Here is a 14,217-nt window from a genome sequence, read left to right as displayed (position 1 = left end):
CGCGCCTCGTCAGGGGCGCGGGGAACTGCGCGCATCAACCACGGTGGCCGTCAGCCGCCCGCGCGCACTCACCCCTGCGGCGAAATGGCGAAGCCAACCGCCGTCACTGCCCGGCGAACTTCTTGCTCACCGACTGATACACGCCCTTGGCCACGTCACCGAACCGCGGCCCGGCCAGCCAGCCCGACGTCACCGGGCCGATCGACGTGTTGGACACCAGCGCCGGCTTACCGTCGGAACCCGTCTCCACCCAGCCACCGCCGGAGGAACCGGCGGTCATCGTGCAGCCGATCCGGTACATCGTCGGGGCCGACTGCTCGATGGACAGCCGGCCCGGCTTGTCCTTGCACTGGTAGAGCGCCTGACCGTCGAACGGAGCCGCCTCCGGGTAGCCGGACGCCGTGATGCTGTCGACCTTCGGCACCGCCGGAGCGTTGAAGTTCACCGGCAGCGCCCCGCCGACGGTCTCCTCCAGCGACTTGCCGCCGTTGCCCTGCTCCGGCGTCACATGGATCACCGCGAAGTCGTACGGGGCACCGTTGCCGCCGGTCTCACCGCCCTGGTCGATCCACTGCTGCGAGGTCCGCGCCGCGTCGGCCCACCAGACGCCGTACGGGGCGATCTCGGACCGGCTGGCGTTCTGCAGCTGGGCCACCGACTTGCCGGAGTTGTTGTACGACGGCACGAAGGCCATGTTGCGGTACCAGCCGCCCTTCTTGCCGGCGTGCACACAGTGACCCGCCGTCCAGACCAGGTTGGACTTGCCCGGGTGCGCGGGGTCCTCCACGACCGTGCCCGAGCACACCATGTGGCCCTCGGGGGAGTCGAAGAACACCTTGCCCGAGGCGGCCGCGTTGGTGTGGTACGGCGGCGCGACCGCCTTGGCCTTCACCGGCTGCGGGGTCGGGTCCGTCACGCCCTGGTCACCGGAGATGTCGTTGTCGTTGACACCCTTGTTCGGGTCGTTGGCGTGGCGCATCCGGTTGGGATCCCACAGGCCCTTGATGATCGGGTTGATGAAGTCGTTGGCCTCGCGCAGCCAGTCCTGCTTGTTCCAGTTCTCCCAGGCGCCGTTCTTCCACTTGTCGATGTCGATCCCGTGTTCCTTGAGCTTCTGCTTGAGGTCGTCCGGGATCCTGATCTTTCCGTCGCCGCTGCCGGCCGCGGTCGCGGAGGCGGTCGGCTGGCCGTCGGCCTTGTCGTCGCCGTTGCAGGCGGTGGCGGTCAGTGCCAGCGCCGAAGCGAGGGCGACGGCCGCCAGTGCGGAGGAGGTGCGGCGGGGGCCCCTCCCTCGCCGAACGGTGGACGACGGCCGTATGGATCGCATGTTGTGACTCCCCCTGCTGTGAAGGTACTCGGCGCTTCGGCCGTGCCACCGGCCGTGAACTCATGAGGAGTTCACGCCGGTCCCACGACCGTCTAGGAACGGCACCACACACTATGCGCTCGCTGTGGGGGACTTCCGACGGAACGGCAACGGTTCGGCTACAAGCCGTCTGACCAGGCCAGTCATCCCTGGATCGCCCGATTTGACGCCCACTCACCGCTGCTGCCTTCCGGGTTGCCGCACATGCTGTCGTCCCGTCGTGGCAATGATCTTGCGCAAACCCGTAACCCGCCGAACGGACCACGGTTGTAGCGGTGGGGGGCCAGCTGCCTGTACCCGGTCCCCGTGGATCAACTCGCCTCTGGACAGCGGGGAGGACAGCGAGCCGTGGCCGTTACGGAGTCGATGGCTGGAGGCCGGCACGGGGAAGCGTGTGCGGTGCACGAGGGGATCCTCAGACGCCAGTCGGCGCGTGAGTCCTCCGCCCGCACCTATGCCCGGGCCCTGCCCATCGTCCCGGTCCGGGCACGAGGGCTCACCATCGAGGGTGCCGACGGCCGCCGCTACCTGGACTGTCTCTCGGGCGCCGGCACACTCGCCCTCGGGCACAACCATCCGGTCGTCCTGGAGGCCATCCGCAGGGTTCTCGACTCCGGTGCCCCTCTCTCCGTCCTGGACCTGGCGACCCCCGTGAAGGACGCCTTCATCACCGAGCTGTTCCGCACCCTCCCGCCCGGACTCGCCGACCGCGCCCGCGTCCAGTTCTGCGGTCCGGCCGGTACCGACGCCGTCGAAGCCGCTCTCAAACTGGTCCGGGCCGCGACCGGCCGCACCGGCATCCTCGCCTTCACCGGCGCCTACCACGGCATGACCGCCGGCGCCCTGGCCGCCTCCGGCGGAGCCCGGGACGTCCAGGTCACCCGCCTGCCCTATCCGCAGGACTACCGCTGCCCCTTCGGCGTCGGCGGACCGCGCGGCGTCGAACTCGCCGCCCGCTGGACCGAGTCCCTCCTCGATGATCCCAAGTCGGGCGTGCCCCAGCCCGCCGGGATGATCCTCGAACCCGTCCAGGGCGAGGGCGGGGTGATTCCCGCCCCGGACGACTGGCTGCGCCGTATGCGCCGGACCACGGCGGACCGGTCCATCCCGCTGATCGCCGACGAGATCCAGACCGGAGTGGGCAGGACGGGCACCTTCTGGGCCGTCGAACACAGCGGCATCACCCCCGACGTCATGGTCCTGTCCAAGGCCATCGGCGGCAGCCTTCCGCTGGCCGTGATCGTCTACCGTGACGATCTCGACGTCTGGCAACCCGGCGCCCACGCCGGAACCTTCCGAGGCAACCAACTCGCCATGGCCGCGGGCACCGCGACCCTCACCTACGTCCGGGAGAACGGCCTCGCCGAACGAGCGGCCGACCTCGGCTCCCGCATGCTGACCCAACTCGCGGAACTGGCCGACACGTTCGCGTGTGTGGGTGAGGTGCGGGGGCGCGGGCTGATGATCGGGGTCGAGCTGGTGGATCCGGCGGGCGCCGGACCCGAGCCCGTCGACCACCATCCCGCGGCCACGGATCCGGAGCCCAGCCACGCCCCGCACCCGGCCGCGCCCGAACTCGCCGCCGCCGTACAACGGGAGTGCCTCCAACGCGGCTTGATCGTCGAACTCGGCGGCCGTCACTCGGCCGTGGTCCGGCTGCTTCCCCCGCTCACGATCAGCGACGAGCAGGCGGCGGCCGTTCTGGACCGCCTGTCGGACGCGGTGGCCGCGGTCGCCCGCGGTCACGAAGAGCAGGGCCCACACCGCGACAGACACCACGGCCCCGGCCACCGCACGGGCTGAGGCCCACACCCACATCGCCCGGCCCTCGAAGCCGGCACCAGCCTTCCGACCCCTGCCTTTCCACATCCAACCGCACCTCCTGCCAAGGACGTCAGGCCGAAACGGCCTCCCATGACACACCCACAGCCCTCTCGCCCACACCCGCTCTGCCCGCCGACCCGGCCCTTCGACCCGGCCGAGCCGACCGCCGACGCCGCCGAGGCAACCGTCGGCCACGAAGGAACGGCGCCTCGGCGACGGCACGCGCCCAGCACCACCCCAGCCAGCCACGAGGAGCCGTCATGAACGCCAGTCCCACTCCCGACGGCAGCTCCGGCGCTCCCGACGAACAGGGAGACCCCGCCGCCCCGGCCTCTTCCGTGCCGCTCGCCGAGTCCGTTCCCCTGCAGAAGAGGCGCACCGCGGATCTCACCCGAGTGACCGAGCCCGGCGCAGACCTGCTGGAACATCCCGACCCGCACATCGCGGCCCAGGCCGCCGCCGTGGAGAACCTGCTGCGCTGCTGGGTACGCGAGACCGCCCTCGCAGCCCCCACCGGCAGCACCCTTGGCATCCCCCTTCCGGCCAGCGGCACCTCCCTGCTCGTGCCCGTCCGCTACTGGTCGCCGACCGGCACGCACCGCTTCGGTCCACCACGTCTGACCAGCGCCTCCGCCGCCGCCCCGGCCGTCGACGCCGTCACCTTGGCGGCGCTGCTCGCCCGGGAGACACCCGGTGACACCGGCAGCCCTTCCCGCGCCCAGTCCTCCGGCGCAGCCGCCCCGCACGACGGCGGCGATCTCACGGCCAGGGTGGCCGACTCCCTGCGCCGCACCGCGACCTTCATCCACGACCGGCGCGAGCACCCCACCGACGCCACCGACCTCTTCCTCTCCGCCGAACAGTCCCTCCTCCTCGGCCACCCCCTGCACCCGACCCCCAAGAGCCGGGAAGGACTGACCGAGGCAGAAGCCCGCCTCTACTCACCGGAGCTGCGCGGCTCCTTTCCCCTGCACTGGATGGCTGTCGCCCCCTCTCTCCTGGCGACCGACTCGGCCTGGACCGAACGCGGTCGTCCCGTCCCCGCCGACCACCTCACCCGGCGCCTCGCCGAGACCGACCTCCCTCTGCCCGACGGCCACGCCGCCCTTCCCCTGCACCCGTGGCAGGCCCGCGAGCTGCGCCACCGTGAACCCGTCGCCGCCCTGCTCGACTCCGGTCTCCTCCGGGACCTCGGTCCCCTCGGCGCCGGCTGGCACCCCACCTCCTCGCTGCGCACGGTCCACCGATCCGGCGCCCCCGCGATGCTCAAGCTGTCGCTGGGCCTGCGCATCACCAACTCGCGCCGGGAGAACCTGCGCAAGGAACTCCAGCGAGGAGTCGAAGTGCACCGGCTGCTGCGCACCGGCCTGTCCAAGCAATGGCAGGCGGTACACCCCGGCTTCGACATCGTCCGCGACCCGGCCTGGCTCGCCGTCGACGCCCCGGACGGCCGGCCCGTGCCCGGACTCGACGTGGTGATCAGGCACAACCCGTTCAGCCCGACCGACAACGTCGCCTGTGTCGCCGGACTCGTCTCGCCCCGGCCCGATCCCGAACCCGGCGGCAATTCCTCGATCCGGCAGGCGGCCCGGCCCATGCGCTCCCGGCTGGGCCGGCTCGTGGCGAGGCTCGCCGCAGGCACCGGGCGGCCCGTCGGAGCCGTTGCCGCGGAGTGGTTCCTGCGCTACCTGGAGCAGGTCGTCCGCCCCGTGCTCTGGCTGGACAGCGAGGCCGGCATCGCCCTCGAAGCACACCAGCAGAACACCCTGCTTCTCCTCGACGGGCATGGCTGGCCCGCCGGCGGCTACTACCGCGACAACCAGGGCTACTACTTCCGCGAGTCCCGGCGAGCCGAACTGGACGCCCGGATGCCCGGTATCGGTGAGCGCACCGACACCTTCGTCTCCGACGAGGTCACCGACGAGCGCTTCGCCTACTACCTCGCCATCAACAACGTGCTGGGCCTGATCGGTGCGTTCGGCTCGCAACACCTGGCCGACGAGCGGCTCCTCCTCGCGGCCTTCCGCCGCTTCCTCACCGATGTCGCCTCAGGACCCAACGCCCTGCGCACCTTCCTGCCCCGCCACCTCCTCGACTCACCCGTGCTGCGCTGCAAGGCCAACCTGCTGACCCGGCTGCACGGCCTCGACGAACTCGTCGGCCCGGTCGACACCCAGTCCGTCTACGTCACCATCGCCAACCCCCTCCGTTCCTGAATGCATCGCACCTTCTCCCCGCCTTCCGAGGACCATGACCCCCCTCGTCTCCTGAGAGGAGCGCACCATGCCTCCCACCGACGCGAACACCGGCCCCACCTCTGCTCATCCGGGAGCCCCCGCCGACCCGGGCGCCCCTGCCCACGTGGGGGTGCCCCCGCGCGAGCGAAGCCGGGTGTGGGGGAGCACCGTCGGCCCCCGAGCGGACAGCACGGGTGCCTGGAGGGACCCTTTCACCGGGTTCGCCATCGAGGACGACGAGGGGGACTGCGAGGACACGCTGGACCTGCATCTGCCCGCCGAGTACCTCGCGCTCTTCGCCGGCGGCACCTCATACCTCCTGGACCAACTTCACACGTGGGGCCCCGTGGCCACTCGTTTCGGCTCCTTCCAACTTGCTCCTGTCCGCCTCGATGAAGACCTGCCGCTCGTCCATCGCTGGATGAACGACCCCGCCGTCGCGCAGTTCTGGGAGCTGGCTGGGCCCCAGAACCGGACGGAGGACCACCTGCGCGCCCAACTGGACGGTGACGGACGCAGCGTGCCGTGCCTCGGCCTGCTGGACGGCACACCGATGAGCTACTGGGAGATCTACCGGGCGGACCTGGATCCGCTGGCCCGCCGCTACCCGGCCCGTCCCCATGACACCGGGATCCACCTCCTCGTCGGCGCAGCGGCGGATCGAGGGCGTGGGCTGGGATCCGCCCTGCTCCGGGCCGTGGCCGACCTGATCCTCGACCGACGCCCCGCGTGCGCACGGGTCGTAGCGGAACCCGCTCTTCGCAACACCCCCTCCGTCGCAGCGTTCCTGAGCGCCGGATTCCGGTACGCGGACGAGGTCGACCTGCCCGGCAAGCGAGCCGCCCTCATGATCCGGGACCGAGTCCTGCGCGATGTGATGTAGCGCTGTGTGACTGCGCGCTCACATGTAGTACGAAGGGCGGGGAGCCGGAGTTCCCCCGTTCCCAGAAATCTTCGAAGTCCATTTCCCCCAGGAGCCCGGCCGTGATCCCGCCCTCCCTCACCCGCTTGACCGCCCGTTTGTCAGTGCCGGGCCGTAGGGTGGTCGGGCTATGACGAAGCCCTCCCTCCCCGAACTCCTGCATGCCGCTGTCACAGCCGTCGGCGGCACGGAGCGCCCCGGCCAGGTGACCATGGCCGAAGCGGTCGCCGAGGCGATCGACGACGGATCCCACCTGCTGGTCCAGGCCGGCACCGGCACCGGAAAGTCGCTCGGCTATCTCGTGCCCGCGCTCGCACACGGGGAAAGAGTGGTCGTGGCGACGGCCACCCTGGCGCTCCAGCGCCAGCTCGTGGAGCGTGACCTGCCACGCACGGTCGAGGCCCTGCAGCCGCTGCTGCGCCGCCGCCCGGAGTTCGCGATGCTCAAGGGCCGGTCGAACTATCTCTGCCTGCACCGCCTGCACGAGGGCATGCCGCAGGACGAGGAGGACGGCCTCTTCGACCAGTTCGAGGCCGCCGCGCCCACCAGCAAGCTGGGCCAGGACCTCCTGCGGCTGCGCGACTGGTCGGACGAGACGGAGACCGGCGACCGGGACGACCTCACTCCGGGCGTGTCGGACCGCGCCTGGGCGCAGGTGTCGGTGTCGTCGCGGGAGTGCCTGGGCGCGTCGAAATGCGCGTACGGCGCCGAGTGCTTCGCTGAGATGTCCCGCGAGCGCGCCAAGCTCGCCGAGGTCGTGGTCACGAACCACGCGCTGCTGGCCATCGACGCCATCGAGGGCGCGCCGGTGCTGCCGCAGCACGAGGTGCTGATCGTGGACGAGGCCCACGAACTCGTCTCGCGGGTCACCGGCGTCGCGACCGGCGAACTCACGCCCGGCCAGGTCAACCGCGCGGTGCGCCGCGCCGCCAAGCTGGTGAACGAGAAGGCCGCCGATCAGCTGCAGACCGCGGCCGAGGGCTTCGAGCGGCTGATGGAGCTGGCCCTGCCGGGCCGTCTGGAGGAGATCCCGGAAGACCTCGGCTATGCCCTGATGGCGCTGCGGGACGCCGCCCGGACGGTCATCTCCGGGATCGGCGCGACGCGCGACAAGTCGGTGCAGGACGAGGACGCGGTCCGCAAGCAGGCGCTGGCCTCGGTGGAGACGGTGCACGACGTGGCGGAGCGGGTCCTGAACGGCTCGGAGTGGGACGTCGTCTGGTACGAGCGGCACGACCGCTTCGGTGCGTCCCTGCGGGTCGCCCCCATGTCGGTCTCGGGCCTGCTCAGGGAGAAGCTCTTCGCCGACCGCGCCGTCGTCCTCACCTCCGCGACCCTCAAGCTGGGCGGCGATTTCAACGGCGTCGGGGCGTCCCTGGGCCTCGGCCCCGAGGGCGCGGCGGGCGAGGACCTGCCGAAGTGGAAGGGCGTCGATGTCGGCTCGCCCTTCGACTACCCGAGGCAGGGCATCCTCTATGTCGCCAGGCATCTCTCGCGCCCCGCGCGGGACGGTGAGCGTTCCGACATGCTCGACGAGCTGACGGAACTCATCCAGGCGGCCGGCGGCCGCACCCTCGGGCTGTTCTCGTCCATGCGGGCCGCGCAGCTCGCGGCGGAGGAGCTGCGCTCCCGGATGCCCGAGTTCCCGATCCTCCTCCAGGGCGAGGAGACCCTCGGTGAGCTGATCAAGAACTTCGCGGCCGACCCGAAGACCTGCCTGTTCGGCACCCTGTCCCTGTGGCAGGGCGTCGACGTGCCGGGCCCGAGCTGTCAGCTGGTCGTCATGGACAAGATCCCGTTCCCTCGTCCCGACGATCCGCTGATGAGTGCCCGGCAGAAGGCGGTGGAGGACGCGGGCGGCAACGGCTTCATGGCGGTGGCCGCCACCCATGCGGCCCTGCTCATGGCCCAGGGCGCCGGCCGGCTCGTCCGCGCGTCGGGGGACCGGGGCGTGGTCGCCGTACTCGACCAGAGGCTGGCCACCGCACGGTACGGCGGCTATCTCAAGGCGTCACTGCCCGACTTCTGGTACACCACGGACCGCAACCAGGTGCGCAAGTCGCTGGCGGCGATCGACGCGGCGGCGAAGGCGGCGGAAGCGCAGCCGGCCGAGGCGAAGTGATCGCGGGGGTAGCCTGACCGGCGCCGGTCAGGCTACCCCCGCGATACGAGAGCACCGGGCAGCCCCCTGGACGCAGCAGGGGGCACAGCAGGACCCCGGAACCGGCGCAGGGGTTCCGGGGCCCGGTCAGGGAGCGGGCCGGCCGTACGGCCTGCCCGCCGCAGGCGTCACACGCGCCGCAGCACCGCGACGACCTTGCCCAGGATGGTCGCGTCGTCGCCGGGGATCGGCTCGTAGGCCGCGTTGTGCGGGAGGAGCCAGACGTGGCCGTCCTCGCGCTTGAAGCGCTTGACGGTGGCTTCGCCGTCGAGCATCGCCGCCACGATGTCGCCGTTCTCGGCGACCGGCTGCCGGCGGACGGTGACCCAGTCGCCGTCGCAGATCGCGGCCTCGATCATGGAGTCGCCGACGACCTTGAGGACGAACAGTTCACCATCGCCGACGAGCTGGCGGGGGAGAGGGAAGACGTCCTCGACGGACTCCTCCGCGAGGATGGGGCCACCGGCGGCGATGCGGCCGACCAGCGGGACGTACGACGCGGCGGGCTTGCCGGCGGTGTCCGTGGGCTGCACGGTCACGGCCTGGTCCGACCCCCGGACCTCGTACGCGCGCGGGCGGTGCGGGTCGCGGCGCAGGAAGCCCTTGCGCTCCAGCGCCATCAGCTGATGCGCGACCGATGAGGTGCTCGAGAGGCCGACGGCCTGGCCGATCTCGCGCATCGACGGCGGGTAACCGCGCCGCTGGACGGAGTCCCGGATGACTTCGATCACGCGGCGCTGGCGGTCGGTCAGTCCGGAGCTGTCCGCCCGGATGCCTGGAGGTCGGCCCGGCAGGGAGCGCTTGTGCCCCTCGGGATTCGTGGCTTCGTTCATCACGTGTACCGGCTCGACTCGTCCCTGGGAGCGGTCCTGGGCGGTGATGGTGGCACTGTCTGCGGTGGTGGTCACGTCGGCCCCTCTCGATGGTCTCCCTGCTGGACAACGGTAGTTGCTTTCGAAAGGTTGCGCCAAACACACGTTCGAGTGAAAAAGTGCGATTCACCTGACGCGATCACGAGTCTGGGTGTATTGCTGACGCGGCACCTGGCGGGCAAAAGCGCCCATTGTTGTACTCTTCCCCGCTGAGGTCGCCGACCTTGTGGGCCGCCGCCCCAGTCTGCCATCCGGAACCTGCTCGTCCGGGCTCCGGGGCCCTTCTGTGCCGGAGTCCCACGCGTCCTCCGTGCGGCGCCCACGGTATCTCCGTAAGTCGCACAGCGATACGCCTGTGCGCCCGCGTGTCTCTGGCGGACCCTGCGGCTCGGGCCTCCGCTTTCGTTCCTCGCGACACGCGAGTTGGGCTTGATGTATGAGCCAATCCCCACATCTAGTGGTTGGATGGCTACACCGGCCCAGAAGTTGTGGTCCCCCGGGTCTGAGGCGGCTCCGCGATCGCCTATGCTTAGGGCTGCTTCGCGGGGCTCATGTGGCTCGGTGAGGTTCTTGAGTCTGCTGTGAGGAGGGTTGGAGATCATGCACTGCCCCTTCTGCAGGCACCCCGACAGCCGCGTGGTCGACAGTCGTACGACCGACGACGGCACGTCGATCCGAAGGCGCCGCCAGTGTCCTGACTGCTCCCGTCGTTTCACGACCGTGGAGACGTGCTCGCTCATGGTGATCAAGCGGTCGGGGGTCACCGAGCCTTTCAGCCGTACCAAGGTCATCAACGGTGTGCGCAAGGCATGCCAGGGGCGGCCTGTCACCGAGGACGCGCTCGCCCAGCTCGGCCAGCGGGTCGAGGAGGCGGTGCGGGCCACCGGGAGCGCCGAGCTGACCACCCATGACGTCGGGCTGGCCATACTCGGCCCGTTGCAGGAGCTCGACCTCGTCGCCTATCTGCGATTCGCCTCCGTCTACCGGGCGTTCGACTCGCTCGAGGACTTCGAGGCCGCCATCGCGGAGCTGAGGGAGGCGACGCGAGGCCCCGCCGCGGACGAGGAAGACGCGGGGACGGGGAGCCGGCAAGACGATCGCGGGCCCGGAGGGACCACTCAGGTTCCCGTGCCCGCCAACGCCGCCGACTGACCGGCGGGCCGGAAACCGGGAGGAGAGCCGGGTTCCGGCCGGAAGGCGGCGACCGAAGACCTGTTGCGGGTGGCAGCTGAGGGTGCCCGCAACACACGACAGAACACTGTGCCACGGGAACAAACGTGGCACTTCAGGGCGTTTTTGCCTGTACAGGGAGGCGGCATGACAGAGACGGCGAGCGGTCCGGCACGAGGTTCCCGAGCCAAGGGCACCAAGGCGGGTAACAAGGGACTGCACATCGAGCGCATCCACACCACCCCCGGCGTACACCCGTACGACGAGGTTTCGTGGGAGCGTCGTGACGTCGTCATGACCAACTGGCGCGACGGCTCGGTCAATTTCGAGCAGCGTGGCGTCGAGTTCCCCGACTTCTGGTCGGTGAACGCGGTCAACATCGTCACCAGCAAGTACTTCCGCGGTGCCGTCGGCACCCCGCAGCGCGAGACCAGCCTCAAGCAGCTGATCGACCGCATCGTGAAGACGTACCGGAAGGCCGGCGAGGACCACAAGTACTTCGCCTCGCCCGCCGACGCCGAGATCTTCGAGCACGAGCTGGCCCACGCCCTCCTGCACCAGATCTTCAGCTTCAACAGCCCCGTCTGGTTCAACGTGGGCACCCCGCAGCCCCAGCAGGTCTCCGCCTGCTTCATCCTGTCCGTCGACGACTCCATGGAGTCGATCCTCGACTGGTACAAGGAAGAGGGCATGATCTTCAAGGGCGGCTCCGGTGCCGGCCTGAACCTCTCCCGCATCCGCTCCTCCAAGGAGCTGCTGTCCTCCGGCGGCAACGCCTCCGGTCCGGTCTCCTTCATGCGCGGCGCCGACGCCTCCGCCGGCACCATCAAGTCCGGTGGTGCCACCCGCCGCGCCGCCAAGATGGTCGTGCTCGACGTCGACCACCCCGACATCGAGGACTTCATCGAGACCAAGGTCAAGGAAGAGGAGAAGATCCGCGTCCTGCGTGACGCGGGCTTCGACATGGACCTGGGCGGCGACGACATCACCTCCGTCCAGTACCAGAACGCCAACAACTCGGTCCGGGTGAACGACGAGTTCATGAAGGCGGTCGAGGAGGGCGACAAGTTCGGCCTGCGCGCCCGTATGACCGGTGAGGTCATCGAGGAGGTCGACGCCAAGACGCTCTTCCGCAAGATCGCCGAGGCCGCGTGGGCCTGCGCCGACCCGGGCATCCAGTACGACGACACCATCAACAACTGGCACACCTGCCCCGAGTCCGGCCGGATCACCGCGTCGAACCCGTGCAGCGAGTACATGCACCTGGACAACACGTCCTGCAACCTGGCCTCGCTGAACCTGATGAAGTTCCTCAAGGACGACGGCAAGGGCAGCCAGTCCTTCGAGACCGAGCGCTTCCAGAAGGTCGTCGAGCTGGTCATCACCGCGATGGACATCTCGATCTGCTTCGCGGACTTCCCGACCCAGAAGATCGGCGAGAACACGCGCGCGTTCCGCCAGCTCGGCATCGGCTACGCCAACCTCGGCGCCCTGCTGATGGCCACCGGCCACGCCTACGACTCCGACGGCGGCCGCGCCCTCGCCGGCGCCATCACCTCCCTGATGACGGGTACGGCCTACCGCCGCTCCGCCGAACTCGCCGCGGTCGTCGGCACGTACGACGGCTACGCCCGCAACGCCGATGCCCACAAGCGCGTCATGGCGCAGCACGCCGACGCCAACGGCAAGGCCGTCCGCATGGACGACCTGGACACCCCGGTCTGGGCCGCCGCCACTGAGGCCTGGCAGGACGTCGTCCGTCTCGGTGAGAAGAACGGTTTCCGTAACTCCCAGGCGTCCGTCCTCGCCCCGACCGGCACCATCGGTCTGGCGATGTCCTGCGACACCACCGGTGTCGAGCCCGACCTGGCGCTCGTGAAGTTCAAGAAGCTGGTCGGCGGCGGCTCGATGCAGATCGTCAACGGCACCGTCCCGCAGGCCCTGCGCCGCCTGGGCTACCAGGAGGAGCAGATCGAGGCGATCGTCGCCCACATCGCCGACCACGGCAACGTGATCGACGCCCCCGGCCTGAAGCACCAGCACTACGAGGTGTTCGACTGCGCCATGGGCGAGCGCGCCATCTCCCCGATGGGCCACGTCCGCATGATGGCCGCGATCCAGCCGTGGATCTCCGGCGCCATCTCCAAGACGGTCAACATGCCGGAGACGGCGACCGTCGAGGAGGTCGAGGAGATCTACTTCGAGGCCTGGAAGCTGGGCGTCAAGGCGCTCGCGATCTACCGCGACAACTGCAAGGTCGGCCAGCCGCTCTCCGCCAAGAAGAAGGACTCCGCGGACGAGAAGAAGGCCGAGGAGCCCGCGGCGGTCGAGCCCCGGGTGGTCGAGAAGGTCGTCGAGTACCGCCCGGTCCGCAAGCGTCTCCCCAAGGGCCGCCCGGGGATCACCACGTCCTTCACGGTCGGTGGCGCCGAGGGCTACATGACCGCCAACTCCTACCCGGACGACGGTCTCGGCGAGGTCTTCCTGAAGATGTCCAAGCAGGGCTCGACCCTCGCGGGCATGATGGACGCCTTCTCCATCGCGGTCTCCGTCGGCCTCCAGTACGGCGTGCCGCTGGAGACGTACGTCTCGAAGTTCACCAACATGCGCTTCGAGCCGGCCGGTATGACGGACGACCCGGACGTGCGGATGGCGCAGTCGATCGTCGACTACATCTTCCGCCGCCTGGCGCTGGACTTCCTGCCCTTCGAGACCCGCTCCGCGCTCGGCATCCACTCGGCCGAGGAGCGTCAGCGGCACCTGGAGACCGGTTCGTACGAGCAGTCCATGGATGACGACGAGGTCGACGTCGAGGGCCTCGCCCAGTCCGCGCCGCGCGCGCAGGAGCTGAAGGCGGTCGCCACGCCCAAGGCCGAGTCCGAGGCGGCCAAGCCCGCCCCGAAGCAGGCCCACACCAGCGCCGAGCTGGTGGAGATGCAGCTGGGCATCCAGGCCGACGCCCCGCTCTGCTTCTCCTGCGGTACGAAGATGCAGCGGGCCGGTTCCTGCTACATCTGCGAGGGCTGCGGCTCGACCAGCGGCTGCAGCTGACGACGCGCGGTTCCTGAAGTGAAGTAAGGGGCGCCGGCTACGGTCGGCGTCCCTTACCGCTACCGGGCTCTGCCCATGACCCGGGTGAAGGTCGCCGGGTCCTCCTCGAAGCCGTGCACGCCGGGGCGGAAGGTCCACTCCCCGGCGGCGTCACGGACGAATTCCGCGATGGTGGCAGCCGTCGCCCCGAGGACCGAGCCGAAGTCGTCCTGGGCGAGCACGGTGTAGCGCTCCACCCGGATGCGCATGGCCGGATTCAGCACGTTGACGAACGTCCTGTGGCCGGACTGCTGTTGGATGACGACACCGACCACCACGCGCGCGTACCGGCCGTCGAGCCGGTCCAGTTCCAGCGTCATGACCTCGTCCCAGCCGAAGCCCCTGCCGTCGGTGCTGTCCCGGTTGAGGAAGATCGTGCCGTCCGGTGAACGGCTGTCGAAGTGCACCAGATAGGCCGGGGCCCCGTACGGGTCGCCCGACAGGAACGTCGCGGCGACCAGGTCGAGATCGGTCGGCGGCTGGCCCGCAGGACTGGGGTCCCACTTGAGCCCCACCTCGACCTTGCCGATTCCCTTGCTGAAGCCGGTCAACAGGCTTCCCCTTCCCCCGGTGGT

9 protein-coding genes are annotated in these 14,217 nt (G+C 70.0%); 6 read left to right on the top strand and 3 right to left on the bottom strand.

Translation table 11 applies throughout. From position 1 onward, the window contains the following. Window positions 1-103: 103 nt before the first annotated feature. Complete coding sequence (locus tag LMU33_RS02030) at window positions 104-1,327, bottom strand: trypsin-like serine peptidase (RefSeq protein ID WP_228616735.1); 1,224 nt, start codon at window positions 1,325-1,327, stop codon at window positions 104-106. Between the two features lie 405 nt (window positions 1,328-1,732). Here LMU33_RS02030 and LMU33_RS02025 point away from each other — a divergent pair, with 405 nt between their 5' ends. The 4 genes from LMU33_RS02025 to LMU33_RS02010 all read left to right on the top strand — a co-directional run bounded on the left by LMU33_RS02025 (window position 1,733) and on the right by LMU33_RS02010 (window position 8,471). Continuing rightward, the gene (locus LMU33_RS02025) at window positions 1,733-3,169 is read left to right on the top strand and encodes a diaminobutyrate--2-oxoglutarate transaminase family protein (protein ID WP_228616871.1); all 1,437 of its coding nucleotides are present in this window, start codon (window positions 1,733-1,735) and stop codon (window positions 3,167-3,169) included. 281 nt (window positions 3,170-3,450) lie between these two features. Then, window positions 3,451-5,406, top strand: a complete 1,956-nt coding sequence (locus LMU33_RS02020) for an IucA/IucC family protein (RefSeq protein ID WP_228616733.1) — start codon at window positions 3,451-3,453, stop codon at window positions 5,404-5,406. Window positions 5,407-5,473: 67 nt separating this feature from the next. Next, a complete protein-coding gene (locus LMU33_RS02015; protein ID WP_228616731.1) occupies window positions 5,474-6,310 on the top strand; it encodes a GNAT family N-acetyltransferase in 837 nt (278 codons plus the stop codon). Window positions 6,311-6,479: 169 nt separating this feature from the next. After that, on the top strand, window positions 6,480-8,471 hold the full coding sequence (locus LMU33_RS02010) for an ATP-dependent DNA helicase (protein WP_228616729.1): 1,992 nt from the start codon (window positions 6,480-6,482) through the stop codon (window positions 8,469-8,471). A gap of 167 nt (window positions 8,472-8,638) precedes the next feature. On the opposite strand, the gene lexA is transcribed toward LMU33_RS02010, so the two are convergent. Continuing rightward, window positions 8,639-9,418, bottom strand: a complete 780-nt coding sequence (gene lexA, locus LMU33_RS02005) for a transcriptional repressor LexA (protein ID WP_055710152.1) — start codon at window positions 9,416-9,418, stop codon at window positions 8,639-8,641. Between the two features lie 564 nt (window positions 9,419-9,982). Between lexA and nrdR the strand changes: the two genes are divergently transcribed. Both nrdR and LMU33_RS01995 read left to right on the top strand, forming a co-directional pair. Beyond that, window positions 9,983-10,534, top strand: coding sequence for a transcriptional regulator NrdR (nrdR, locus tag LMU33_RS02000; protein ID WP_228616727.1), 552 nt, complete (start codon window positions 9,983-9,985; stop codon window positions 10,532-10,534). Between the two features lie 165 nt (window positions 10,535-10,699). Beyond that, window positions 10,700-13,603, top strand: coding sequence for a vitamin B12-dependent ribonucleotide reductase (locus LMU33_RS01995; RefSeq protein ID WP_228616725.1), 2,904 nt, complete (start codon window positions 10,700-10,702; stop codon window positions 13,601-13,603). 59 nt (window positions 13,604-13,662) lie between these two features. Here the strand turns inward: LMU33_RS01995 and LMU33_RS01990 are convergent, their stop codons facing one another. Continuing rightward, window positions 13,663-14,193, bottom strand: coding sequence for a TerD family protein (locus LMU33_RS01990; protein ID WP_228616724.1), 531 nt, complete (start codon window positions 14,191-14,193; stop codon window positions 13,663-13,665). Window positions 14,194-14,217 lie beyond the last annotated feature (24 nt).

This window comes from Streptomyces barringtoniae (assembly GCF_020819595.1).
GTDB lineage: Bacteria > Actinomycetota > Actinomycetes > Streptomycetales > Streptomycetaceae > Streptomyces > Streptomyces barringtoniae.
This window is presented reverse-complemented; position numbering and strand designations above follow the sequence as displayed.

Coding starts and splice junctions, on each gene's coding strand:
- LMU33_RS02010 (WP_228616729.1), top strand. CDS start 6,480: ATGACGAAGCCCTCCCTCCCCGAACTCCTGCATGCCGCTGTCACAGCC.
- nrdR (WP_228616727.1), top strand. CDS start 9,983: ATGCACTGCCCCTTCTGCAGGCACCCCGACAGCCGCGTGGTCGACAGT.
- LMU33_RS02030 (WP_228616735.1), bottom strand. CDS start 1,327: ATGCGATCCATACGGCCGTCGTCCACCGTTCGGCGAGGGAGGGGCCCC.
- LMU33_RS02025 (WP_228616871.1), top strand. CDS start 1,733: ATGGCTGGAGGCCGGCACGGGGAAGCGTGTGCGGTGCACGAGGGGATC.
- LMU33_RS02015 (WP_228616731.1), top strand. CDS start 5,474: ATGCCTCCCACCGACGCGAACACCGGCCCCACCTCTGCTCATCCGGGA.
- LMU33_RS01995 (WP_228616725.1), top strand. CDS start 10,700: ATGACAGAGACGGCGAGCGGTCCGGCACGAGGTTCCCGAGCCAAGGGC.
- LMU33_RS02020 (WP_228616733.1), top strand. CDS start 3,451: ATGAACGCCAGTCCCACTCCCGACGGCAGCTCCGGCGCTCCCGACGAA.